The organism is uncultured Thiothrix sp., from assembly GCF_937876535.1.
Taxonomy (GTDB): Bacteria; Pseudomonadota; Gammaproteobacteria; order Thiotrichales; family Thiotrichaceae; genus Thiolinea.
The window spans coordinates 1-23,284 of record NZ_CALFHZ010000007.1 but is presented as its reverse complement, the minus strand read 5'-3'; the positions used below and the strand labels follow the sequence as shown (position 1 = coordinate 23,284).

At 46.0% G+C, this 23,284-nt stretch carries 22 protein-coding genes and 1 tRNA gene; 15 read left to right on the top strand and 8 right to left on the bottom strand.

Annotated elements, in window-relative coordinates; all coding sequences use genetic code 11:
- From Q0230_RS03605 to hypE, 11 genes are read left to right on the top strand one after another with little or no spacing between them, the layout of a single operon-like run.
- Positions 1–1,023 (top strand): hypothetical protein, encoded by a 1,023-nt coding sequence (locus Q0230_RS03605; protein WP_298608267.1) that lies wholly within the window; start codon positions 1–3, stop codon positions 1,021–1,023.
- The gene (gene hypA, locus Q0230_RS03600) at positions 1,016–1,357 is read left to right on the top strand and encodes a hydrogenase maturation nickel metallochaperone HypA (RefSeq protein ID WP_298608265.1); all 342 of its coding nucleotides are present in this window, start codon (positions 1,016–1,018) and stop codon (positions 1,355–1,357) included. Before Q0230_RS03605 ends, hypA begins: the two co-directional genes overlap by 8 nt.
- Positions 1,354–2,271, top strand: a complete 918-nt coding sequence (gene hypB, locus Q0230_RS03595) for a hydrogenase nickel incorporation protein HypB (protein ID WP_298608263.1) — start codon at positions 1,354–1,356, stop codon at positions 2,269–2,271. Before hypA ends, hypB begins: the two co-directional genes overlap by 4 nt.
- Entirely contained in the window at positions 2,268–3,734 is a 1,467-nt protein-coding gene (locus Q0230_RS03590; RefSeq protein WP_298608261.1) for a sigma-54 dependent transcriptional regulator, read from the top strand. The genes hypB and Q0230_RS03590 overlap by 4 nt, the downstream gene beginning before the upstream one ends.
- Positions 3,731–4,735, top strand: coding sequence for an ATP-binding protein (locus Q0230_RS03585; RefSeq protein WP_298608259.1), 1,005 nt, complete (start codon positions 3,731–3,733; stop codon positions 4,733–4,735). The genes Q0230_RS03590 and Q0230_RS03585 overlap by 4 nt, the downstream gene beginning before the upstream one ends.
- Entirely contained in the window at positions 4,732–5,727 is a 996-nt protein-coding gene (locus Q0230_RS03580; RefSeq protein WP_298608257.1) for a HupU protein, read from the top strand. The genes Q0230_RS03585 and Q0230_RS03580 overlap by 4 nt, the downstream gene beginning before the upstream one ends.
- A complete protein-coding gene (locus tag Q0230_RS03575) occupies positions 5,724–7,151 on the top strand; it encodes a nickel-dependent hydrogenase large subunit (RefSeq protein ID WP_298608255.1) in 1,428 nt (475 codons plus the stop codon). Before Q0230_RS03580 ends, Q0230_RS03575 begins: the two co-directional genes overlap by 4 nt.
- Entirely contained in the window at positions 7,151–9,457 is a 2,307-nt protein-coding gene (gene hypF / locus Q0230_RS03570) for a carbamoyltransferase HypF (protein WP_298608253.1), read from the top strand. Before Q0230_RS03575 ends, hypF begins: the two co-directional genes overlap by 1 nt.
- The gene (locus tag Q0230_RS03565; RefSeq protein WP_298608251.1) at positions 9,458–9,742 is read left to right on the top strand and encodes a HypC/HybG/HupF family hydrogenase formation chaperone; all 285 of its coding nucleotides are present in this window, start codon (positions 9,458–9,460) and stop codon (positions 9,740–9,742) included.
- Positions 9,739–10,860, top strand: coding sequence for a hydrogenase formation protein HypD (hypD, locus tag Q0230_RS03560; RefSeq protein ID WP_298608249.1), 1,122 nt, complete (start codon positions 9,739–9,741; stop codon positions 10,858–10,860). Before Q0230_RS03565 ends, hypD begins: the two co-directional genes overlap by 4 nt.
- Complete coding sequence (gene hypE, locus Q0230_RS03555) at positions 10,857–11,900, top strand: hydrogenase expression/formation protein HypE (protein WP_298608248.1); 1,044 nt, start codon at positions 10,857–10,859, stop codon at positions 11,898–11,900. Before hypD ends, hypE begins: the two co-directional genes overlap by 4 nt.
- Here hypE and Q0230_RS03550 read toward each other — a convergent pair whose 3' ends face one another.
- Genes Q0230_RS03550 through Q0230_RS03540 form a run of 3 tightly spaced genes read right to left on the bottom strand, consistent with a single transcriptional unit; the run spans position 11,901 to position 15,407 of the window.
- On the bottom strand, positions 11,901–12,221 hold the full coding sequence (locus Q0230_RS03550; RefSeq protein ID WP_298608246.1) for an Hpt domain-containing protein: 321 nt from the start codon (positions 12,219–12,221) through the stop codon (positions 11,901–11,903). It lies immediately after the preceding gene.
- Entirely contained in the window at positions 12,202–14,535 is a 2,334-nt protein-coding gene (locus tag Q0230_RS03545) for a response regulator (protein WP_298608244.1), read from the bottom strand. The genes Q0230_RS03550 and Q0230_RS03545 overlap by 20 nt, the downstream gene beginning before the upstream one ends.
- Before the next feature lie 17 nt (positions 14,536–14,552).
- Entirely contained in the window at positions 14,553–15,407 is an 855-nt protein-coding gene (locus Q0230_RS03540) for an ethylbenzene dehydrogenase-related protein (protein ID WP_298608242.1), read from the bottom strand.
- A gap of 378 nt (positions 15,408–15,785) precedes the next feature.
- On the opposite strand from Q0230_RS03540, the gene Q0230_RS03535 reads away from it, so the two are divergent.
- Entirely contained in the window at positions 15,786–16,427 is a 642-nt protein-coding gene (locus tag Q0230_RS03535) for a LysE family translocator (RefSeq protein ID WP_298608240.1), read from the top strand.
- Here Q0230_RS03535 and Q0230_RS03530 read toward each other — a convergent pair.
- Genes Q0230_RS03530 through Q0230_RS03510 form a run of 5 tightly spaced genes read right to left on the bottom strand, consistent with a single transcriptional unit; the run spans position 16,424 to position 20,270 of the window.
- A complete protein-coding gene (locus Q0230_RS03530; RefSeq protein ID WP_298608238.1) occupies positions 16,424–17,134 on the bottom strand; it encodes a phosphodiester glycosidase family protein in 711 nt (236 codons plus the stop codon). The two genes, Q0230_RS03535 and Q0230_RS03530, sit on opposite strands and share 4 nt — an antisense overlap.
- Positions 17,134–17,781, bottom strand: a complete 648-nt coding sequence (locus Q0230_RS03525; RefSeq protein ID WP_298608236.1) for a DUF1461 domain-containing protein — start codon at positions 17,779–17,781, stop codon at positions 17,134–17,136. The genes Q0230_RS03530 and Q0230_RS03525 overlap by 1 nt, the downstream gene beginning before the upstream one ends.
- Positions 17,756–18,268, bottom strand: a complete 513-nt coding sequence (locus Q0230_RS03520; RefSeq protein ID WP_298608234.1) for a GNAT family N-acetyltransferase — start codon at positions 18,266–18,268, stop codon at positions 17,756–17,758. The genes Q0230_RS03525 and Q0230_RS03520 overlap by 26 nt, the downstream gene beginning before the upstream one ends.
- Complete coding sequence (locus tag Q0230_RS03515; RefSeq protein WP_298608231.1) at positions 18,269–19,036, bottom strand: alpha/beta hydrolase; 768 nt, start codon at positions 19,034–19,036, stop codon at positions 18,269–18,271.
- Positions 19,037–19,055: 19 nt separating this feature from the next.
- Positions 19,056–20,270 (bottom strand): cytochrome P450, encoded by a 1,215-nt coding sequence (locus Q0230_RS03510; RefSeq protein ID WP_298608229.1) that lies wholly within the window; start codon positions 20,268–20,270, stop codon positions 19,056–19,058.
- A 206-nt stretch (positions 20,271–20,476) separates the two neighbouring features.
- Here Q0230_RS03510 and Q0230_RS03505 point away from each other — a divergent pair, with 206 nt between their 5' ends.
- From Q0230_RS03505 to Q0230_RS03495, 3 genes are all read left to right on the top strand, one after another.
- Positions 20,477–21,280 carry a lytic transglycosylase domain-containing protein gene (locus Q0230_RS03505; RefSeq protein ID WP_298608227.1) on the top strand — a complete coding sequence of 268 codons (804 nt, stop codon included), beginning with the start codon at positions 20,477–20,479 and terminating at the stop codon, positions 21,278–21,280.
- 59 nt (positions 21,281–21,339) lie between these two features.
- Positions 21,340–21,416 (top strand) — tRNA-Val (locus Q0230_RS03500).
- Between the two features lie 164 nt (positions 21,417–21,580).
- A complete protein-coding gene (locus tag Q0230_RS03495) occupies positions 21,581–22,864 on the top strand; it encodes an integrase arm-type DNA-binding domain-containing protein (RefSeq protein WP_298608225.1) in 1,284 nt (427 codons plus the stop codon).
- The last annotated feature ends 420 nt before the right edge of the window (positions 22,865–23,284 follow it).

Here is a 23,284-nt window from a genome sequence, read left to right as displayed (position 1 = left end):
ATGCAAGCAGGGTTAGAGGGGCGCATTCAGATTCGTTTAAATCTAGCCATCCGAAGCGTGAGCGTGCAGACTCAGCGCCCAATCGCTGCAATCCAAAAGCTATTAGTCGGGAAAACGGTTGAACAAACCTTAGAACGTATTCCTTTGCTGTTTAGTATTTGCGGTCAGGCGCAGAGTTTTGCAGCTTTCTTGGCAATCCAAAAAGCGTTAAATCTGCCAAGTAATGCTCATTTATATCAAGCACAAGCGCAATTAGTACAGCTCGAAACCCAGCGCGAGCATGTACTACGCATTTTAATGGATTGGAATACGCGGCTCGGGAAGCAACCCAATCCTCATTTAATCCAACAAGCCATGCGCATAGTTCCGCAAGCTCGCCAAACATGGTTTCAAGGGGCGCAAGCATTTACTTTAACGAGTGAATTAGCCACCGCCGACACCCAGAGGATCGATGCGTGGGAGGCGTTTTTAGAGGCGCATATTTTCGCCATGTCTTTGGATGAATGGGCGCGGCTCAATACTTTAAAAGCCTTACAAGCTTGGATTGATGCACAAGTAACTGTAGCCGCCAAAACCTTAGCGCAGTTGCAACAGCAGCAATTAGCTAGTTTAGGGGCGCATGAGTTTCCCTTAACTACGGAAGCGTCGGTGTTAAAACGCCAAGCTCACCAGCCGATGATGCAAGCTGCCTTAGGGCATTATGGCAATGGAGTATTCACGCGTTATTTAGCGCGCTTGATGGAGTTGGCGCAGCCACCACTGATGAATCGTGCCACCCAACAAGTTGAAGCGGCACGCGGCAGCTTATGGCATCAGGTACAAGTGGATACACAAGGCTTAATTAGCCATTATGAAATTCATGCACCCACTGATTTGACCTTTGCACCAGAGGGCGTCGCTGCACAAGGTTTAAAGACACTCCTGCAAACTGCATCAACTGCTGAATTAGAAAGCCAAGCGCGTTTATGGATTGCCGCACTTGATCCCTGCGTGGCTTATGATTTGGAGCTTAGCCATGCATGAAATGTCACTAGCAGAAGGTATTTTGCAAGTCTTAGAAGCTGAGAGTGCTAAGCAAGGTTTTACTCTAGTTAAAACGGTGTGGTTGGAAATTGGCGCTTTGGCGGGTGTAGAGGTGTCAGCTTTAGAGTTTGCGTTTGATGTGGTGCGCCGTGGGACTTTAGCTGAGCAGGCTCAATTAGTGATTATTAATTTACCCGCTCAAGCATGGTGCATGCCGTGCGGGCAGGTAGTCGAAATTCGTCAGCGCTTTGATGCCTGCCCGCAGTGTGGCAGTTATCAATTACAAGTGAGCGCGGGTGATGAAATGCGTATAAAAGAATTGGAGGTGGAATGATGTGTACCGTATGTGGATGTAGTGCAGGCGAAACGCGAGTAGAGGGTAAAGAACATAGTCACGACCACGACCACGACCACCCGCACGACCATCATCATGACCACGCTCATAGCCATACTCACTCGCACGAACCGCAACCTGTATTCAAACCTGTAAGTGGTAATCATCATTACGGCCTAGGCCCCGCACGTGCGCATGCGCCGGGTTTAAGCCAAACCCGTATGGTGCAAATTGAGCAGGATATTCTCGGCAAGAATAATACGTATGCCCATGATAATCGGCGTTGGCTAGCGGAGCAGGGTATTTTTGCTTTGAATCTGGTTTCAAGTCCGGGTTCGGGTAAAACCAGTTTATTAGTGCGCACTTTGACTGATTTAAAAAATGAACTGAAGCTATCCGTGATTGAAGGTGATCAAGAAACCGCGCAAGACGCTGAGCGGATTCGTGCCACAGGTTGCGCTGCGATTCAGATTAATACCGGCAAAGGCTGTCATTTAGATGCGCATATGGTCGGACATGCCTTGGAAAGTTTAAAACCACACGCTGCCAGCATTCTGTTTATTGAAAATGTCGGGAATTTAGTTTGCCCTGCGGCTTTTGATTTAGGTGAGGCTTATAAAGTCGCGATTTTGTCTGTGACTGAAGGCGAAGACAAACCGATTAAATATCCCGATATGTTTCACGCGGCTAACTTGTTGCTGTTGAATAAAATTGATCTGTTGCCTTATCTGCAATTCGATGTGGAGAAATGCATTGCCTATGCACGGCGTGTGAATCCATCTATTCAAGTCTTACAAGTTTCAGCTACGACGGGCGAAGGTATGCAAGACTGGTATCAATGGCTGCGTATGAATCAGCAACTGCGTTTGCTTGGGCATCCCACTGTGCAAACTAAAGCCGAGCTTAGAGCATGACTGAACGCCCAACGATTTTAATCGTGGATGATGAAAAGCGCGCTCTAGAAGCCATTGTGCGCATTTTGGATGATGAGTTTGATGTGCACACCGCGCATACCGCGGAGGCGGCTTTGGCGATTTTAGAGCGCGAGTGGGTCAAGGTGATGGTCTGCGATCAGCGTATGCCGGATGTGTCGGGTGTCGCGCTCTTGAGCCAAGTGCGTGACCAATGGCCGGAAGTGGTGCGCATGATTATTTCGGGTTACACCGATTCCGACGATATTATTAGCGCAATTAACGAGGCGGGGATTTATCAATATATTAGCAAGCCGTGGCATCCGGATGAGTTACGTTTAAAACTACGCAATGCAGTAGAACTATTTGATTTGCAACGTCAAAATGAGCGCTTGAGTTTGGAGTTAAAACTCAAACCGAGTACCTTAAGTGCTGCGATTCAAAGCAAACGCACCGCTTTGCAAGAGCGCTATGACTGGGATATGGGCGTGGTGCGTAGCCCCGATAGTTGTATGAATGCAGTCTGCCAAGAGATTTTCCAAGTCGCGCCCTATGATGTGAATGTGGTGCTGACAGGCGAATCGGGAACGGGCAAAGAGCTACTCGCACGTGCCTTGCATTATAATAGCCTCCGCCAAAATGAAGTCTTTATTGCCCAAAACTGTGGGGCTTTGCCAGATGAATTACTCGAAAGTGAGTTATTCGGGCATAAGCGCGGCGCATTCACGGGAGCGATTGCGGATCGTGTAGGCTTATTTGAGCTCGCTGATAAAGGTACGATTTTCTTAGATGAAATTGGTGATATTTCCCCCGCCTTTCAGGTGAAACTACTGCGAGTCTTGCAAGAGGGTGAGATTCGTCCCCTCGGTACGAATACCACGCGCAGTATCAATGTGCGGGTGATTGCCGCCACCAATAAAGATTTAACCGAGGAAGTGCGCCAAGGTCGTTTCCGCCAAGATTTGTATTACCGCCTTGCTACCTTTTCGATTCATTTGCCACCACTGCGCCAGCGTTTGCAGGATGTACCGTATTTAGCCAATGCGCTCTTGCAAGAGTCGATGCAACAAATGGGCAAGCAGGTAAAAGGTTTTAGTAATGAAGCACTTGCCTGCTTACAGGCCTATGATTGGCCGGGCAATGTGCGCGAATTGCAAAACGAAGTAAAACGTATGTTAGTCTTGTGTGGTGGTGATTATTTGGAGGCGAATTTGGTATCCGCGCATGTCTTACGGGCCACACCGGAAGAATATCGCCAAGAAATGCGTTTACTCACCGATGCTTTACAAGGCACGCTTAAAGATCGAGTTGAGCAACTCGAAGCGCGCATTTTGAAAGAAGTTTTGATTCGCCATCGCTGGAATAAAAGTCGTGCTGCCGAAGAGTTGGGTTTGTCGCGGGTCGGTTTACGCAGCAAACTCGAGCGCTACGAACTTGAACGCTTGGATACAGCAGGCTCCGCATGACCAATACCCTCCTCAAACAAGTCGGCTTAGATCAGGGTTTGCCTAGCCAGTTTGAGGAAAATGCGTGGGTTGAAGTCATTCAACGCATGGATGATATTTACACCGATTTAGTTCGTTATCAGATTGAATTAGAAGAAAAAAATACTGAGCTTGAACATGCTTATGCTGATCTTACCCAAGCCCATCAAGACCTAAAGGACGCCCAGCGCCAACTGATTCAATCCGAAAAAATGGCTTCACTTGGGCGTTTGGTAGCGGGAGTCGCGCACGAACTCAATAATCCAATTAGTTTTGTCTTCGCGAATATGCATGCGCTCTTGAGTTATGAGCAGCGCTTTCGGCAATATTTGGACGGTGTGCATAGTAATTTTTCAGTGGATAAACGTGAAGCATTACGCAAGCAATTACGTATTGATCGGATCCTGGAAGACATTCGCCCTCTCATAGAAGGCTCGATGGAGGGGGCAGAGCGGGTCAGTGAAATCGTGAAGAATTTGCGGCAGTTTTCCACCCCCGCCAGTCAAAAACCAGAAAGTTTTGATCTGGTCGTTCTTTGCCAACGAACTGCGCACTGGCTGGTACGCTCTAGTGCGCTTGAACCGGAGCTGACTCAAATTTTCCCTGAGACATGCGTGATTTATAATTACGAAGGCTATGTCAGTCAGATTTTGGTGAATCTAATTCAAAATGCTTTGGATGCGATGGAGAACCAAGCTAAGCCTAAATTGACTGTTCACCTACTGACCGAAAATGAGTGGGTGCATGTGGAAGTGCAGGATAATGGTTTGGGGATTAAAGAGGCCGATTTTGCCAAGCTCTTCGATCCGTTTTACACCACTAAATCAGTAGGGAAGGGCACTGGTTTAGGTTTATACATTAGCTATGGTTTGGCGACCGAGCACTGTGGCGGCGCTTTGAGTGCGCGCAACTATTACCAACAGGGCGAAAATGGAGCGATTTTTCGCTTGAGTCTGCCACTAAAAGCGGGGGCAAATCTATGAACCTAATCTGGCTACAATCCGGTGGCTGTGGGGGCTGCTCGATGTCGCTCTTGAATGCCGAGTCACCGAATTTATATGAATTATTTAAGCTCGCTGATTTGAATTTGTTGTGGCATCCATCCTTGAGTGAAGCTTCTCAGCAGGAGTTTTTAGACCTACTGCAAGCCGTGCTCACTGATGAAATTCCGCTGGATATTTTGTGTTTAGAAGGCTCAGTGATTTGTGGCCCGAATGGTAGCGGTGCATTTCATCAACTTGCTGGCACGCAGCAGAGTATGTTGCATTGGCTAAAAAGCTTAAGTGCTAAAGCGCAATATGTGGTAGCGGTCGGTTCGTGTGCAGCATTTGGCGGGATTACTGCAGCGGGTGAGAATATTGCTGAGGCCACAGGGTTGCAATATGACGGCGTGCACTTGGGCAGTGTATTAGCAGCAAATTGGCGTTCTAAAGCAGGTTTTCCAGTGATTAATATTGCGGGCTGCCCTACGCATCCAGCTTGGGTGACGGATACTTTAGTACAACTCAGTTTAGGCGCTTTGCACCCTTCACAGTTGGATGAACTCAATCGTCCACGCTCCTACACCAATCATTTAGTACATCACGGTTGCCCACGTAACGAGTTTTATGAATACAAAGCTAGTGCCGAAAAGCCTGCTGATTTAGGTTGTATGATGGAGCATTGCGGTTGTTTGGGGACACAAGCACGTGCCGATTGTAATACGCGGCTGTGGAATGGTAGTGGCTCGTGTTTGCGTGGTGGCTATCCTTGTATTAACTGCACTGCACCCGAATTTGCGCAAAGCAAACATGCCTTTGGCGTGACCCCGAAAATCGCTGGAATCCCAATTGGTTTGCCCACCGATATGCCCAAAGCGTGGTTTGTAGCCCTAGCGTCTTTATCCAAAGCCGCGACTCCTGAACGAGTACGCACCAATGCGGTCTCCGAGCAAATCGCCATTGCACCGACCAGCAAAAATCGGGGGCGCAAATGACCCGTCGCGTATTGGGACCGTTTAATCGCGTGGAAGGCGACCTCGAAGTACAATTTGAGTCACAAGACGGCGTGATTACCCAAGCATGGGTGAACTCCTCCCTGTTTCGTGGCTTCGAGCGTATTTTGGTTGGCAAAGTACCCAGTGATGCCTTGGTCTATACGCCCCGTATTTGTGGGATTTGTTCAGTGGCACAATCGGTAGCTGCTGCTCAAGCTTTAGCAAGTACGCAAGGTTTAATCCCCACCCCGAATGGTCAACTGGTTACGAATTTGATTTTAGCCTGTGAAAATCTCGCTGATCATCTCACCCATTTTTACCTATTTTTTATGCCGGACTTTGCCCGTGAGGTATATCAAAATCAGCCTTGGTTTCCTGAGATAGCGCAACGCTTTAAGGCACAAGTTGGCAGTGCGCACGGCGAGGTTTTAAAAGCGCGGGCGGAGTGGTTGCATATTACCGGAATTTTGGCAGGTAAATGGCCGCATAGTTTAAGCATTCAAGCAGGTGGTAGCACGCGTGCGTTAGAGGCGCAGGAAAAGCTGCAATTGCTGCTCTTGATTCGTCAGTTTCGTGCCTTCTTAGAACGAGTGGTATTTGGCAATCAGCTAGAGACCGTCACTCAATTAGCCACCGCTGAGGAATTAAAGGCTTGGCAAATGGCAGCTAGCACTAGCGATTTTGGACGCTTTTTGCAGTTAGTGGCTAGTTTAAATCTCAGTCAGTTAGGGCAAGCTACGAACCGCTTTTTAAGTTATGGTGCTTATGGACAACATTTTCCGCAAGGTGTATGGGAGCAAGGACAGATTCATGCCTTAGAGGTCGCACAAATCACTGAGGATATTAGTCACAGTTGGATGCAAGCCGCACAACGTGTAGCCCATCCGACGCAAGGCGAAACTCAGCCACATTGGGAAAAGCAAGGTGCCTATAGTTGGTGTAAAGCGCCGCGTTTAAAGGGGCAAGTCGTGGAAACTGGAGCGATTGCGCGTCAGCTGCTGGATCAGCAACCTTTGGTGACGCAATTAGTACAAGACACAGGTGGGAATGTAGCGACGCGGGTGCTTGCGCGCTTATTAGAGTTAGCGCGCTTAGTGCCTGTGATGGAGCAATGGTGTCAAGCGCTTAAAATTGGTGAACCTTTTTGTGCGCATGCACCGATGCCTGATGAAGCCCATGGTGTGGGTTTAGTAGAAGCAGCACGCGGCAGTTTAGGGCATTGGCTCACCGTGCGTGCGGGCAAAATTGCGCATTATCAAATCATTGCACCTACCACTTGGAATTTTTCCCCACGCGATGAATTAGGGCAGGCGGGCGCTTTGGAACAAGCTTTAGTTGGGACACCCGTTGAGGACGAGGGAGTAATCAACGTACAGCATATTGTACGCTCGTTTGACCCCTGTATGGTCTGTACGGTGCATTGATGCAAGCAGAACGTATTCGGATTCGCGGTATTGTGCAGGGCGTGGGGTTTAGACCGCTGGTATGGCGTATTGCGCATGACTTGGCTGTCACAGGTTCAGTCTTGAATGATGGTGAAGGTGTGCTAATTGAAGCGCAAAGCTCAGCAGACAATTTGGAGCATTTCTTAAAGCGCATTCAAAACGAAATCCCGCCTTTAGCCCAGATTGCTAGTATTGAGCGCGAATCTATTGAGCTATCAACGCAGGCTGATTTTCAAATCATTGCCAGTCATTATTCAAACGCTCACACACATATTGCAGCTGATGCAGCCACTTGTGCAGAGTGCGTTAAGGAGATTTTCGATCCCAGTTCGTGCCGGTATCACTATCCCTTTACCAATTGCACCCATTGTGGCCCGCGCTTAAGTATTGTCACAGGTATTCCCTATGATCGTGCCCAAACCACTATGCAGGCATTTGCTTTATGTGCCGATTGTGCAGCGGAATATCACAATCCCGCTGATCGGCGTTTTCATGCGCAACCTAATGCTTGTACGGTTTGTGGCCCACAAGTTTGGTTCGAAACTGCCACAGAAAAAATTCACGGCTATGCTGCGATTCAAGCCTGTGCCGAACAGATTAAGCAAGGTCAGATAGTAGTCATTAAAGGTCTTGGTGGGATGCATTTGGCAGTGGATGCGCGTAATGTGCAAGCCTTAATAAGCTTACGCGCGCGCAAACATCGTCCTGCTAAACCCTTAGCGTTAATGGCAAAAAATCTGGAGCAGATTGAGCAGTTTTGTGTAGTGAATGCAGCAGAAAAAGCAGCTTTAGAATCTGCTGCTGCGCCCATTGTATTGTTGGGGCGCAAACCTGATTGTCCCTTGAGCCAAATCATTGCGCCGAATCAAAAACTAATTGGTTTTATGCTGCCCTACACGCCTTTGCATCATTTATTAATGCAGTTACTAGAGCAACCAATTGTTTTAACCTCCGGCAATATTTCGGGTGAGCCGCAATGTATTAGCAATGAGCAAAGCCTTGCGCAATTGAGCCAGATTGCTGATGCGCAACTGCTGCATAATCGTGCGATTGCTAATCGAGTGGATGATTCGGTGTTGCGCTTTATGGCTGGGGAGATGCGCGTGTTGCGCCGAGCGCGGGGCTTTGCACCTAAGCCTTTGAACTTGCCACAAGGTTTTGAACAAGCACCAAAGGTCTTGGCATTTGGCGGTGAGTTAAAAAATACTTTTTGCCTGCTGGATCAAGGTCAAGCGATTCTTTCACAGCACCATGGCGATTTAGCCAATTACCCAACCTTGCAAGATGTGCAACAGCATTTGAGCTTGTATCAAACTCTATATCAATACCAGCCTGAGATAGTGGCGGTCGATAAGCATCCTAATTATCACATCAGCCAATGGGGGCGTAATTGGGCGGCAGAGCGTGATTTGTTCGTGATTGAAGTACAACATCATCATGCACATATAGCAGCATGTTTGGCGGAAAATGCTTATCCTTTAAGCGTCGAGAATGTACTTGGCATTGTCTTGGATGGTACCGGCTATGGTAGTGATCACAGCCTCTGGGGTGGGGAATTTTTAAGAGCCAATTATATAGGTTTCGAGCGCTTAGCTTATCTCAAACCTGTGCATTTATTCGGTGGGCAAGAGGCCATTTTACAGCCTTGGAAAATGGCTTTCGCCCATTTATATGCCACTGGAGCTTGGGCGCAAATCGAGCGCGATTTTGCTGAAATAGACGCGCTTAAATACATGCCACGTGCCTCTATTAAGACCTTTATAGCCATGGCTGAGCGGGGCTTTAATTGTCCGTTGACGAGTTCAGTGGGGCGCTTATTTGATGCGGTAGCGGCCTTATTGGGTATTTGTTACAAAAGAGCGGTGAGCTATGAAGGGCAAGCAGCGATTGAGCTAGAAGCGTGCGTGGAGATGAGTTTGTACCAACAAGTGCAAGGCTATCCGTTTGCTTTTGAAGACGATCAGCTTGACCCCAGCCCGATGTGGCTAGCTTTATTAGCTGATTTAGCGACAGGGCAGAGTCGAGCCTTGATTGCCACCCGCTTTCATAAAGGTTTGGCGCAAAGCTTAGTAAAGCTTGCCACACAACTAGCTACACAACAGCAACTAAGTACCATCGTCTTATCCGGTGGTGTGTTTCAAAACCGTATTTTATTGGAAGCTGTTTATGACGGCTTAAAAGACCAATTTACTGTATTAACGCATCGCCAAGTGCCGGCCAATGATGGCGGTTTAGCTTTGGGGCAAGCGGCAATTACTGCCGCGCAATTAATAGGAGTCAAGTGAATGTGTTTAGGCATTCCGGGGCAGATTAGTGCCATTACCGATACTACGCGCCACTTGGCCAAGGTCAATGTGGGCGGCGTATTGCGCGAGGTGAATATTGCCTGCATCGCTGAAGACGGCGCTGATCCGCAAGCCTTGATTGGTGCGTGGGTGTTAGTGCATGTGGGGTTTGCTATGAGCCGAATTGATGAAGATGAGGCAAAACGTACTTTGCAGATTTTGGATGAGTTAGGCGAATTACAAGCCGAACACCAAGCCATGCAAACTTCAGGAGCACGCGCATGAAATTCGTCGATGAATTCCGCGATAGTGAAAAAGCACAGGTCTTACGCCAAGCTATTCATCAAGTGGCACGCGAATTAGAGCCGCGTTTAGCCCGTCCGTGGCAGATTATGGAGTTTTGTGGCGGGCATACCCACACCATTTTCCGCTATGGCATTGAGCAAATGCTGCCCGATTGTATTGAGATGGTGCATGGGCCGGGTTGTCCGGTGTGTGTATTACCGATGGGACGGGTGGATGATTGTGTGACGATTGCCGAAAACCCAGCGGTGATTTTTACCACTTTTGGTGATGCCATGCGTGTACCCGGTTCGCAAAAAAGCTTATTACAAGCGCGTGCGGAGGGCGCAGATATTCGCATGGTGTATTCGCCGATGGACGCGCTGAGTTTGGCGAAAAAGCATCCTGAGCGTGAAGTGGTATTTTTTGCGTTGGGCTTTGAAACCACTATGCCCAGCACGGCCTTGACAGTGCTACAAGCCGAGCGCGAAGGGATCAAAAATTTCTCACTATTTTGCAATCACATTAGCACCGCACCAACCATTCAAGCGGTGCTCGACGAACCGGATTTAATGCTGGATGGCTTTCTAGCTCCCGGACACGTAGCCATGGTAATTGGCTTGGAGCCTTTCCAATTTATTGCCCGCGATTATCGCAAACCCTTGACGATTACTGGATTTGAGCCGCTGGATATTTTGCAGGCGCTATGGATGCTATTGCAGCAATTGGCTGAAAATCGTTGCAGTGTCGAAAATCAATATACGCGCGTGGTGCAAGCCCAGGGTAATGCCGCCGCACTCAAAGCCATTCATCAAGTGTTTGAAACGCGCGATTTCTTTGAGTTACGCGGTTTAGGCTCGATTGATCATTCGGGAGTAGGGATGCGCCCTGAATATGCCGCCTTTGATGCTGAGCAGAAGTTCAAGGTCAAAAATCTCACCATTACCGACCCGCAAGATTGCCAATGTGGTGCGGTGATTAAAGGGTTAATCAAACCGTGGGAATGCCAGATTTTTGGTAAGCGTTGTACGCCAGAAAACCCAATGGGGGCGCTAATGGTATCGTCGGAAGGGGCTTGTGCGGCCTATTACAATCATGGCTATGGGCGGGATGCAGCATGAGCAATGTGAATAAACTTGCTGGAAAAACTATCACGCTGGCGCATGGAGCAGGCGGCAAAGCCATGCGCGAATTGATTGATGAAGTGTTTGTAAAAGGTTTTGCCAATCCTGAATTAGCTAGCCTCGAAGACCAAGCGCGTTTTGATTTAACTGAATTAGTCGCGCAAGGTAATCGCTTAGCACTTACTACGGATAGTTATGTAGTCGACCCGTTATTTTTCCCTGGCGGCGATATTGGCAAGTTAGCGGTGACGGGCACGGTCAATGATTTGGCAATGAGTGGGGCAGTGCCTTTGTACCTGACTTGCGGAATGATTTTGGAGGAAGGTTTTGCGATTGATGAGCTGATTAAAATCGTTACTTCCATGAAAGTTACTGCTGATGAGGCAGGTGTGAAAATCGTGACCGGCGACACTAAAGTCGTGCATAAAGGTGCGGCGGACAAATGCTTTATTAATACCGCAGGTGTGGGCGTGATTCCCGCACACATTCAAATGGCTGCTACCCAAGCTCAAGTTGGTGACAAAATCATTGTTAATGGTTTTATTGGCGATCATGGTGCAGCAATTGTGGATGCACGCGGCGAGTTGGCCTTGGAAAGCTCGATTTTAAGTGACTGCCAACCGCTGCATGATTTGGTACAAACCATGCTGAAGGTTTGCCCAACGATTCATTGTCTACGTGATGCAACGCGCGGGGGCGTAGCAACCGTACTAAACGAGTTTGCGCAAAGCTCACAAGTCGGGATTAAATTGCAGCAATCTGTGATACCAATCCGTGATGAAGTGCGTGGGATGTGTGAGATTTTGGGGCTTGATCCTTTATATTTAGCCAATGAAGGCAAGCTAGTAGCTGTAGTGCCACCTGAAGCTGCGGAGGCAGTATTAGCAGCGATGCGCTTGCATCCGGCAGGCGTCAATAGTGTAATGATTGGCGAAGTACAAGCTATCCCCAAAGGACGGGTATTATTAAATACAGGCTTTGGGGGGGAGCGCTTGTTAGATAAGTTAGTAGGTGAGCAATTACCACGGATTTGTTAATTATAAGGTTTGCATGGCCTCTAAAGTTTGAGGATAAAGACTGCTAAGTGTCGCGATGTGCTCGTGGATGCCTGTATTATCATTCGCCTCCCCTTTTTCTTGTAATTCTTTGCAAATAGCAGCCATCTGTTCAGCGCCTAAACTTAAGCATGAGCCTTTTAGTTTGTGTGCAGCCTCTGCCATTACCACCAAGTCATTTTTAACTGCAGCTTGTTGAATTGCAGTGATTAAATCTGGTGTGGTGGTCATAAACAGTTTAATTAATCTGGGCAGAATAGCTGCCGGTAATTGCTTTAAAGTGTCAGTGGCTAAGAGCTGCATCGGGTAATTCCTTATTCTTCTTCTTAAGGGGTGTTGAGCACCAGCGTTCTAAAGCGGCTTCAATCGCTTCTGGTAGGATTGGTTTGCTGATGTAGTCATTCATCCCAGCAGCTAAACAAGCTTGCTTATCACTTTCCATCGCATTAGCCGTCATCGCAATAATGATCGGTTGGTGCTCAGCAGCTAATTCAGCACGAATAAGACGGGTGGCGGTAAGGCCGTCTAATTCTGGCATTTGCATATCCATGAAAACTACATCAAAGGGTTTGACCCGTAAAGCGTCGAGCGCTTGACGGCCATTTTCGGCAATCTCGGCTTTGTAAGCCATTTCATCCAGAATAGAACTTGCCACAATTTGATTAATCGGATTATCTTCAGCCAATAAAATAGACAGTGGCAAACGCTCTCCGAGTTTGAGTTGTTGATGTTCACTTTGGGTTGCAACTAAGTTTCGTTCACCTAGCACTGTCATTAAGCTATCAAATAGACGACTCCGTGTGATTGGCTTAGTAAGGTAGAGATTATAAAGTTCACTCACTACTTGTTTTGGATGGGGGTCATCTGGCGGGGCGATTAAAATCAGTGGGAATTCCTGTAATGTGTAATAACTGCGTACATATCGCCCAAAATCCAAGGCCGTAGCTTTAGGTAAGCGGCTGTCCACTAAACCCATATCATAAGTGCTACCTGATTCCAGCAACTGAATCGCTTCCTGGCTACTGGCACAGACCTGTGTTATTGCTCCCCAGCCTGAGCAGAAATCTTGAAGTGCTTGCTGGTTGGCTGCATTATTTTCGACAATTAGGATGCGCTTACCGATGATTTCAGGAATATTGGGGTAAAGAAAAGGTTTGAGCTTGCCCTCGGCTTGGCAGGTTTTGATGGTGAAATAAAAGTGACTACCTACACCTAGTTGGCTTTCCACCCAAATCCGCCCCTTCATCATTTCCACTAAACGTTGAGAAATGGACAAGCCCAAGCCAGTGCCTTCACCTTTTTGGGTCAGTGGATTATCGGCCTGACTGAATGATTCGAAAATACTCTGAAGCCGATCCGCAGGAATGCCATAGCCCGTATCTCGAATCTCAAATTTAAGTTCATAGTTCTGATCTTGTTGGGCAACTTGAGTCACTAGCACAGAGATTTCGCCCTGCTCGGTGAATTTGATAGCATTTCCAATTAGATTAGTGAGTACCTGGCGTAGACGGGCTACATCCCCTTCAATAAATAGAGGAATAGACGGGGCTACCGCATAAGCTAGCTCTAAGTCTTTTTCTAAAGCTTTAGAACTGAGGAGATTAAATACATCTTCAATGCAAGCCCGTAATTCAACTGGCTCGTGTTTTAAATCGAGTTTGCCCGCTTCAATCTTGGAGAAATCCAAAACATCATTAATAACGGTGAGTAAATGCTCTCCACTGAGATGAATACTTTCCACAAATTCAGATTGCTTTTTACTCATGGGGGTATTCATTAATAAGCGAGTCATCCCAATGACCCCATTCATGGGGGTGCGAATTTCATGGCTCATCGTAGCCAGAAAACGGGTTTTGGTTTTTACAGCTTCTTCGGCAAGTAACTGAGCATTTTGTGCAGTTTGGATTAATTGCTTGAAATGGCTTGAAAAATAAAAGCGACTAGCCAGTAAACCCGCAATAATAAAGATAGTTGAGAGTAAAGCCTGATATTTAATGATGTCCAACTGAGATGAGAGCTGGAAAGTATTAGCCGTATTATTTTGAATAGACTGTTGAATGGCATTCATTACTTCAAAGCCCACTTGGTCGTCAACTGTTGCCAAGCTTGCTACTAGGTCATAGGCATTACGGGCAGTGTCATGTGCATCACGGGCAAGTTGTTGCCAATGCCCAGGGGACAGAGACTCTAATTCATCAATCATCCCAGTCATAAGCCCAGTAAATTCTTCAAGCTGTTCCTTAAGTTGTGGGTCAGTTTTTTCTGGCCATGCTGCTAGCAGCTGGTTCGTTTTTTCTTTCAAATTGTCCGATAAATTATGAAGTAAAGGTAAGTTACTGCGATCACTATTCGGGTTTCTGGCAAAGCGAAAAAACTCATCATCTAAAGCATCGAAAGCTTTTCTTTGCTTATCGAGTAATTCTTCTAACTTTATTTGTTCTCGAACGGTTTCATAAGCTTTCTGCATAGCCTCAGTTGCTTCTTGTTGGTTTTGCTGTGCTCTGACTGAGAGGTTGCTAAGGCTAAACCACAACAGCATGGCAATAACACTCAAGAGCATGAGCAATAAAGCACTATCAATGAGTTGGAGCAGGCGCACATTACTGAAAATACGCATATTTTTTAAAAGATAGCTTAGAATTGGAATAACAAGGTTTGTGAAATAAAGTGATGTTCGTTTTCATCATGATCAAACACAGCTATTGCGCCTTTAACCGTTGTGTGCAATGCAAATCGGACATCATCGGCTTGTTGAGTGTCTAATTTACGGCATTGTTCTAAATGCCATTTGCCATCCTTCCAAATGCCTTTAGCTTTAATATCATCCGTACCTTTGTAAAGTTTTTCACGCGGCACGTATTTCAGCATCAGCTCTTGTTGTTTTTTGAAATAACGTTTGGTTTCATAAGGCTCTTCACCAGAGTCATTAGGGCGTTGAATATAAATCGAACTACCATCAGGCAGGGTTCCTTTATAGGACTCTGCTAAAGCTTGTCGGCTAATAATGGTCATTTTGTCATGGCTAATCTGGATAGGGTTGGTGCGACCCGCTTTCCAGTTCCACATATCCGCTTTAAATTCTTTGCCCGAAAACCAATTTGCGTCGTAATCGCCCTCCATTGCAAACTCCAAAGCAAAGCGGTCTTCGCGCTGTGGGCCTTCCACATATTTTTGCTTAGTTTCATCCCAGATATGCGGTTTATGAAGGGTATCTTCCGTACTGTCCTCCCATTCGCTATAGAAATAAACTTCATCATGGAAGACGCCTGCTTTAAGTAAGACTGTTTTGACTCGCTCAGGTTCGCCTAGATACATGAGGGGTATCTCAATACTTGGGACATCTTTCCAGTCATCGCTTGAGCCATCACAAAGAGGCGCAGACTGTAGTTGCACTACAGGAATAATTTGCAGCTCATTTGCGCTAGCTAAGGGAAAGTTCAGGCCTGTAAGCAAGCTGGTTACTAAGAAACTGGGTAGAAAAAATCGCATCGACACACTCCTTTATTATTTTATTTGGGTGTCTGTGGCAGAGCAGAGATAATTGGTTACAATCTACAATATAGAGTGATGAAGATCAATTATTAACCGATAACTTGTAAAGTTTATTATTAAATTAGCCGGTGGTTTTTTTAAATTGAATTAATCAATTTTTAATCAAGACATTTAGTCGTATAATTATTTTAAACTAATTTAAGCTAATAAGGCTGCTTGAATATTAAATCAATCTAAATTCAAGTACTTATGTGACTATTAATAAGCAGGGATTCGTTAAATAACTTAGGATGTTCTTATACCTATTGCTTTACAACTTGGTAGGTCATTGGCTCCTGCGTATACTGAACTCCTTCTTACTGGTAGGAACAGCCAATGTTAGGCATTCATGATTGGTGGTTATTTATTATTTCTGGGGTTTTACTCAATCTCATGCCCGGCCCCGATACTTTATTCATTATGAGCAAAAGTGCCTCCCAAGGTTGGAAAGCAGGTGTTGTTGCGAGCCTTGGAATTTGCTCAGGCGTTTATGTACATGTGTTTGCAGCGGCTTTTGGTTTATCTGCTTTATTGGCGACTTCAGCAACAGCTTTTGTGGTGGTGAAGTTGGTGGGGGCAGCTTATTTGATTTATCTAGGTTGGATGACTTTACGCCAAACAGTAAGAGCCACCAGCGAAGCAAATACTCCAGTGGTGCAAGCTAAACAGCCCTTATTCACTATTTATCGTCAGGGTTTTCTCACTAATGCTTTGAACCCTAAAGTAGCCTTGTTCTTCTTAGCCTTTGTGCCGCAATTTATTTCTGCAGATGCAACTAACACAGTATTAGCCTTTATTCTGCTGGGTACCGTCTTTGATATGAGTAGTTTGATTTGGTGCACAACCGTGGCTTTGTTCACTGCATTTGCTAGTGAGCGGTTACAGGTTGGGGCAGGTGTCAAAGCTTGGCTGAATAAAGTAGTCGGGGGTTTATTTATCGCTTTAGGGATTCGCTTAGCGGTTTCGGCACAGAGCTAAGGCTTCTTTGTAAGCGCAAGCAATGGGCCTAAGGCTGTGGTTTGGCTATTGAGTTTAGCTTCAGCAGAATAAACAGCTGAGACCACACCATCTAAATACAGCGCCTCGGTGCACTTGAGTTCATTTTTAAAGAAGCGGGCAAATTCATAGAAATTTACCGGCTTAGTGCTGATAACAAAATAGACTTGATCCCCTGCAATCCCCACTCCATTCCGGATGAGGCGCGAAATTGCCTCAGGTTTGAATTCAGGATGAATGTTTCCGTGCTGTATAAGCAAGGGGCCAGATTGAGTGGCTAATTGTACTTTGCTCGCAAGCTTAGGGTACTCCGAAGATTCGACAATCTGCGCGCCTGCTTCATTGACAAAAAACACTCCGTTCGGCTTCCAATAGAAATTGCCCTTAGCCTCACGTAAATTGAGCTTGCCACGCTGTTTACCTTGGCTTACTAACAGACCGACAGGCTCAAAATTACTTTGATACATACCTGCATTCATCGCGAATAGTAGCTTTTCATGCTTAGTTGTTAGCCAAGTGTTTAAAGACTCAAAAGTTTTGAAGGGCTGACCCTGTTCATCTTTCAAATAGAGACCAAGTTGCTCCTGCTGCGGATCATAGGATTTGACTATAAAACCCGCATAATCAGCAGCGCACAAAGAGCAACTAAAGAAGAGGATGCTAAGTAAGCAGATTAAGCGACGCAGCATTATAATTCTCGATCTTTAGGCAATACCCAAACTACTAGTTGATGGAGTACTAGGGTAGCAGTTAGCAAAAATATAATGACCCAAAGGAAGTAGTTACTTGGCATTAAATACCAAGAAATATCTTGTGGTTCAGTGCGCCATAACTGATTGCTGAATACTAACGGATGAAACACTTCCAGCCAGAAAAACTGAAAGAAGGGGCTAATTAGGGTCATTAAGGCCAATAAGCCTAGCATGATATTCCGGCTAATCACCGCATAACTTTGATAGCGTTGCATACGTTTACTTAACACTAAGTCGAGTACAAATATCGCGGTGATTAAGACAAATAACCAGAAGGCTTGATCATACAGACCGCGTACTTCGGTCAGATGTTGGATTTCTTTCTCAGACCAAGGCGGGCTAGGCAAGGTGCTGAGTTCGTGGCGAAAGAAACTGGCTAATTCACTACTGCTGGTGGCAGTTTTAGGCAGACCTAATTGTTCACAACGTGCGTTCCAGTGACAATTGACTTGATAAGTCCAAGGGGTATAAATCACTGTCGCCAGTGAAATAAAAAATAACCATAAAAGTAAGAGGAGAGGAAAAATAATGGTTTTAAGTTGGGAAAGAAACGACATATTAGGCAAAAATGGCAAAAGACGCATGATACTCAACTGCGCCTAGGACTGCATGTTCTTTAAATTTCAAGCCTAGAAAATAGGCAGCAGGTACATCGGCTAAACTCAAGTGGGGTGAAGCTTGAAAACCAAAGCGTCCGTAATAATAGGGATCACCCAAGACCACACAACCAGCAGCATCTAAGGTGATTAAAGCATTCAAGCCGGCGTTCACTAGTGCAGAGCCTACCCCTTGATTTTGCCAACTGGGGTCGACGGCTAAAGGGGCTAGGCCATACCAGCCATGATCTTCCTCATCAATCGTTACTTTGGAAAAGGCAATATATCCAATAATTTGCTGCTGGTATTCTGCAACTAAAGCAATCGTTAAGGCTTGAGCTTTCCGCAAGGCATTGACCAATAAATATTCGTTTTGATTGCTATAGATTTCGGTTAGAAAGGCTGCACGGACAACCTGCTCAATGGCTGCTATATCAGCAGCCTGTTCGGGGCGAATCAGCAGTTCGGCTAGCACTTAACTATAGTTCCGCATAAAGCCTTCTAGGCGTGTGATTAGGTCAATCGGTGTTTCTTGCATTGGATAATGCCCTGCATTAGGAATCACTTGTAGTTCGCAACTTGGATACCAAGTCAGATAAGTAGCCTTCATCGCCTCAGCATTGCTAGCGCCATCATTTTCACCAACACAAACCAGCATAGGTGTTTGAATCCGGCTGATCTCATCCGCAAAATTTTCTTTCACCCAAGCATTGAGATAACCCGCAAATGCAGCTTCATTAGTGGTGGCGCGTGAGGCTTGGACTATTCTATTAATCCAAGTAGGTGTTAAACGATTGCCGGTGGTGAAATTAATGATCGTATAGCGATTTGCATCTTGCTGAATGGCTCCCGCAAATAAGCCCCAAGCATTTTCATCCAGTTGCCCACCACAAGCGGGTACTGGGGTGACACCGACTGCAGATTTGACTTGAATATCAGCATCACAATCGAGGATGAAACGTTGCATTGCCATCCCACCCATCGAATGGCCGATTACATGCAAAGATTTAAGCTGTAGCTCGCGTACTACTGCAGTGGCATCAGCAGCAATTTCACGCATTGAATAATCGCCAGTCAAAGCGGCTGATTTGCCATAACCACGATAGTCGATAAAGACATAGGTGAAAGTATCTGTATCTAAAGCTTTGAGGGTCGGCTCCCAAGCAGTGTAGTCACCGAACCAACCGTGAAATACTAAGACATGTTCAGTACCTTGACCGATGGTGGTATATCCAATACTCATTGTTTCCTCCTCAAATTGGTTATTTATTAAGATAGCAGGGGATATTTAAAAAACCACGAAAACGTGCACGCCCACCACGAGTAGCGGGGGCGGCTAGGCTATAAGCTGGGTAGCGTTGGAGAAAATGCCCAATCGCAATTCGCCCTTCCATGCGTGCTAGATTTAAACCGACACATTGATGCACACCTGAGCCAAAGGCTAAGTGGCGGTTGTGAGTGCGCTGAATATCTAAACGATCAGGTGCGGGAAAGCGTTCAGGATCGCGATTCGCAGCCCCGATGCAAAGGGTAATTTGCGTTTGTTCAGGTAGGTGCACACCACCTATTTCAGTAGGCGCGGTGCTAATGCGATTCCCAAGTTGATTTGAGCTTTCAAAACGTAAAAACTCCTCAACGGCTGAATTGATTAATTCGGGATGCTCTAACAAGAGTTGTTTCTGGTCAGGATGTTCTAGCAGGGTGTATAAGCTATTGCCGATTAAATTGGTTGTTGTTTCATGGCCTGCATTCAGCAAGAAAATACAATTGTGCAGTAGTTCTTGATGAGTTAAGGATTCACCCGCTTCGCCTTGCATCAAACGTGTGAGTACATCTTTTTCCGGATCACCCGGCTCAGCCCGACGGCGCGCAATTAAGTCCTTTAGATACAACAAAAATTCACTGACAGATTGATTACCCAGTGCAAAAACTTCAGGGGAAATTTTCGGTTCAAGTGCTCCCAGAATAGCCAAAGACCAGCCGCGTAAGGGTTCACGTTCTGCATGCGGCACACCGAGTAAATTACCGATAATTTCTATCGGAATATGCATGGCATAGTCTTCAATCAAATCCACTTGAGTTTTACCTTGCATCCTATCCAGCAAGCTATCCACACATTGAATTAAGCCGGGTTCTAGGTTTTCTAAGGCTTTAGGGTGCAAAGCGCCAGCGATAAGTTTACGCACACGGGTGTGTAAAGGTGGGTCATTGAAAACGAGACTAGTAGTGTGGTGTTCGTAGAGCGCTGAGTCGCCGTATTTAGGCTTAAACTCACGCTGCTTGTCGGAACTAAATAACTTAGGGTTTTTATACACGCTCTGAATATCTTCGTAGCGGGTTAAAAAATAACTACCATCAAGCATTTGCTTAACTGGCTCATGCGTCCGCAAGGCATGATAAAAAGGGTAGGGGGCTTGATAAAATTCAGGTGGTAGATTGGCAAGGTTGAACTCATCTAATAGGTTTTTATCGACCATCTTGTGCTGTCCTCCCCTAGCCATAATAACTTGAGTATAGCGGTAAGCCACCGTTAGTCTCAATCTTAGTTAGCTTGGTAATTGTGCTTGAAACTTCTTCGGGGTCTTTGATCTAAACCTATACTTAAACTAGTTGAACTTTACTTTAGGGATTTTAGCCTTATATTAGCAACCTCTTATAGAATAAGGCAGATAGGGATTTCTTTATGAGAATCATCAGCTCGCGGTTAGCGAGATTTGGATTGGGCTTGTATCTACTGCTAGTTTTACCAAGCAGTTGGGCGAGTCATGAGACGCCAGAGTCGAGTGCAGCTATGCACCCCTGTGCACGCATGTCAGTTAAAACCCTAGATAAACGCGCAGCCCCTTATCAAGAGACGATTCAGAAATATGCGACTCAGTATCAAGTCAGCGAAGCAGTGATTAAAGCAGTCATTGCCATTGAATCTTGTTATAACCAACAAGCTGAATCGCCTAAAGGTGCACAGGGTTTGATGCAGTTGATCCCTGAAACAGCCGAACGTTTTGGGGTGGCTGATTCGATGGATAGCCACCAAAATATTCAAGGCGGCACCCGCTATTTAGCTTGGTTATGGAAGCGTTTTGATGGCGATTTAACCAAAGTTTTAGCTGCGTACAATGCAGGTGAAGGGCGAGTGGACCAATACCAAGGGATTCCACCCTATCGCGAAACTCAGGACTATGTGCGTAATGTGATGTTCGTTCATGACAAACTTGCGGGGGTTGAGGCAAGATCTAAAGATGAGACAAGCTTTAAAGATGAAGTGATCACTCCAAATCCTACGGTTTTTTTCCAAACTAGTGTGATGAAGGCAGATAATCCACCTGTCACTGTACGTCGTGCAAATTTCACTCAAACAGTCTCACCTGTACCCCGCAGAGTCGTCGCAGTGTTTGAATCACCTTTTAAAGTTACTCGCCCTACTAAGCCTGGGCGTGCAGGCTTATGGGCAAATAAGGCGCGTGCACCACAACTCTATAAGCACTAGGCTGAAAAAAGGCTTGCGAGTCTGAAGAGGTTTGGTTATATTCTGCATCCTTCAACGACAGGCATATAGCTCAGTTGGTTAGAGCACCACCTTGACATGGTGGGGGTCGTTGGTTCGAGTCCAATTATGCCTACCAAAATATTGTAGTATGCTGTTGCATACTGTCCTAAAAGCCCTTGCAGGCCGCAATCTGCAAGGGCTTTTTTGTTGCATGTTGTCGCATGAAGTAGCATGGTATAGCATCGAATTGTGCATATTATTGTGTATATCGTCACAAACTCAGAAAGGCGATATACACAAATGACTAAGAAGCTTAAAGACTCAAGCGTTAAGAATGCTAAACCTAATCAGGATGGTTCACCGGCTAGCTATGTAGATGGTGGTGGTTTACTCCTATATGTAACTAAAACCGGCAAATACTGGCGCTACCGTTATCGGATAGAAGGAAAGGCAGGTATTTGTTCTTTGGGTGCTTACCCTGACATGAGCTTAAAAGAAGCCAGAGAACAGCACGAAGCAGCTAGAAAGCAAGTTGCTCAAGGGGTCAATCCAAGCCAACACAAGCAGCAATTAAAAGCCCAGCAACAGCAAGCTGAGCAACGTAGCTTTCAAGCAGTTGCTTTAAACTGGCTCAAGGAAAGCGCCTCTAAATGGTCAGAGGGTAATTTGCTGCGTGTTAATCGCTATTTGAACAATGATATTTTTCCGTGGATAGGCTCAACCGATATTGACCAAGTTCGGCCAGCGGAAATCACTCGATTAGTGCAAAGGGTTGAAGCCCGTGGAGCTGGTGACGCTGCTAGACGTGTGAAGCAATACATCAGCCAAGTGTATAAATACGCTATCTCCTTGGAGTTGGCTGAGCGTAACCCGACGGCTGATCTCGCTAACAACATCATCTTTAAACCCAGAGTTGAAAAGCCCTTTGCAACCTTGACTGATCCGGTCAAAGTAGGGCAACTGCTACGCGATATAGACCAATATCAAGGAACCTTTATTGTCAGAGTTGCCTTGCAATTGTCTCCCTTAGTCATGCTAAGACCCGGTGAGCTTAGAGCGGCGGAATGGTCAGAGATTGATCTTGAACAAGCCTTATGGACGATACCCATTAAGCGCATGAAAGCCCCTACCCATGAAAAGCAAGCCAATCTTTCCCAGCACTTGATTCCCTTACCTCGTCAGGCTGTTGAGTTATTGCGTGAACTCTATTGCTATACCGGCAAGTCCATCTATGTGTTCCCTAGTGCCAGAGGGGCAAGCCGTTGTATGAGTGAGAATGCAGTCAGGGCAGCGCTAAGAACGATGGGCTATGACAATGACACCATCACCCCACATGGTTTTAGGGGGATGGCTTCTACCTTATTGAATCGAATGCGGGAACAGGATACCCGTAGCCGTCTATGGGACATGGACTTGATTGAACAGCAACTTGCCCACCGTGATAGCAGTATCCGAGGCCGTTATAACCGAGCGGATAGTGTGGAGGCTCTTCATCAACGGCGCGAAATGCTGCAAGCGTGGGCTGATTACTTGGACGAACTCAGGGCAGGCGGTCAAATAGTGACTTTTAGAAAGAAGAAATAACCAAGGGGTGAAGTCTTTCCCAGCCGGACACGTTCCGGCTTTTTTGTGTCATTGTCGCAGGGTTAAAAAATGTTGCGACAGTTGCGACAGTTGCGACAGTAGAGTTTAAAAAGAGAGAAATAACCAATATATAGATAATATTTATATTATATAAATAAATAATAAATTATTGTTTTTATTATATATTTATTAATTAATCTATCTTCTTACTACCTAATAAAGAGTCCCTAAACTCACTGTCGCAATTGCGACTGCGACAGTTGCGACAGTTGCGACACTTCCAAGAGAAGATTTGAATGGGAGTATTTTTACCTTTGGTTTTTCTTCTAAGACAAGGGCAGGGTGCTACACTTGCCCGATACAACACCGCAAAGCGGAAAACCCCGATACATTCAGCCACGGGTACAAAGAGACTTATGA

Coding starts and splice junctions, on each gene's coding strand:
- Q0230_RS03505 (WP_298608227.1), top strand. CDS start 20,477: ATGAGAATCATCAGCTCGCGGTTAGCGAGATTTGGATTGGGCTTGTAT.
- Q0230_RS03545 (WP_298608244.1), bottom strand. CDS start 14,535: ATGCGTATTTTCAGTAATGTGCGCCTGCTCCAACTCATTGATAGTGCT.
- Q0230_RS03605 (WP_298608267.1), top strand. CDS start 1: ATGCAAGCAGGGTTAGAGGGGCGCATTCAGATTCGTTTAAATCTAGCC.
- Q0230_RS03535 (WP_298608240.1), top strand. CDS start 15,786: ATGTTAGGCATTCATGATTGGTGGTTATTTATTATTTCTGGGGTTTTA.
- Q0230_RS03575 (WP_298608255.1), top strand. CDS start 5,724: ATGACCCGTCGCGTATTGGGACCGTTTAATCGCGTGGAAGGCGACCTC.
- Q0230_RS03510 (WP_298608229.1), bottom strand. CDS start 20,270: ATGGTCGATAAAAACCTATTAGATGAGTTCAACCTTGCCAATCTACCA.
- hypD (WP_298608249.1), top strand. CDS start 9,739: ATGAAATTCGTCGATGAATTCCGCGATAGTGAAAAAGCACAGGTCTTA.
- Q0230_RS03515 (WP_298608231.1), bottom strand. CDS start 19,036: ATGAGTATTGGATATACCACCATCGGTCAAGGTACTGAACATGTCTTA.
- Q0230_RS03540 (WP_298608242.1), bottom strand. CDS start 15,407: ATGCGATTTTTTCTACCCAGTTTCTTAGTAACCAGCTTGCTTACAGGC.
- hypE (WP_298608248.1), top strand. CDS start 10,857: ATGAGCAATGTGAATAAACTTGCTGGAAAAACTATCACGCTGGCGCAT.
- Q0230_RS03550 (WP_298608246.1), bottom strand. CDS start 12,221: ATGCAGCTCTTAGCCACTGACACTTTAAAGCAATTACCGGCAGCTATT.
- Q0230_RS03565 (WP_298608251.1), top strand. CDS start 9,458: ATGTGTTTAGGCATTCCGGGGCAGATTAGTGCCATTACCGATACTACG.
- hypA (WP_298608265.1), top strand. CDS start 1,016: ATGCATGAAATGTCACTAGCAGAAGGTATTTTGCAAGTCTTAGAAGCT.
- Q0230_RS03525 (WP_298608236.1), bottom strand. CDS start 17,781: ATGCGTCTTTTGCCATTTTTGCCTAATATGTCGTTTCTTTCCCAACTT.
- Q0230_RS03530 (WP_298608238.1), bottom strand. CDS start 17,134: ATGCTGCGTCGCTTAATCTGCTTACTTAGCATCCTCTTCTTTAGTTGC.
- Q0230_RS03590 (WP_298608261.1), top strand. CDS start 2,268: ATGACTGAACGCCCAACGATTTTAATCGTGGATGATGAAAAGCGCGCT.
- hypF (WP_298608253.1), top strand. CDS start 7,151: ATGCAAGCAGAACGTATTCGGATTCGCGGTATTGTGCAGGGCGTGGGG.
- Q0230_RS03580 (WP_298608257.1), top strand. CDS start 4,732: ATGAACCTAATCTGGCTACAATCCGGTGGCTGTGGGGGCTGCTCGATG.
- hypB (WP_298608263.1), top strand. CDS start 1,354: ATGATGTGTACCGTATGTGGATGTAGTGCAGGCGAAACGCGAGTAGAG.
- Q0230_RS03585 (WP_298608259.1), top strand. CDS start 3,731: ATGACCAATACCCTCCTCAAACAAGTCGGCTTAGATCAGGGTTTGCCT.
- Q0230_RS03495 (WP_298608225.1), top strand. CDS start 21,581: ATGACTAAGAAGCTTAAAGACTCAAGCGTTAAGAATGCTAAACCTAAT.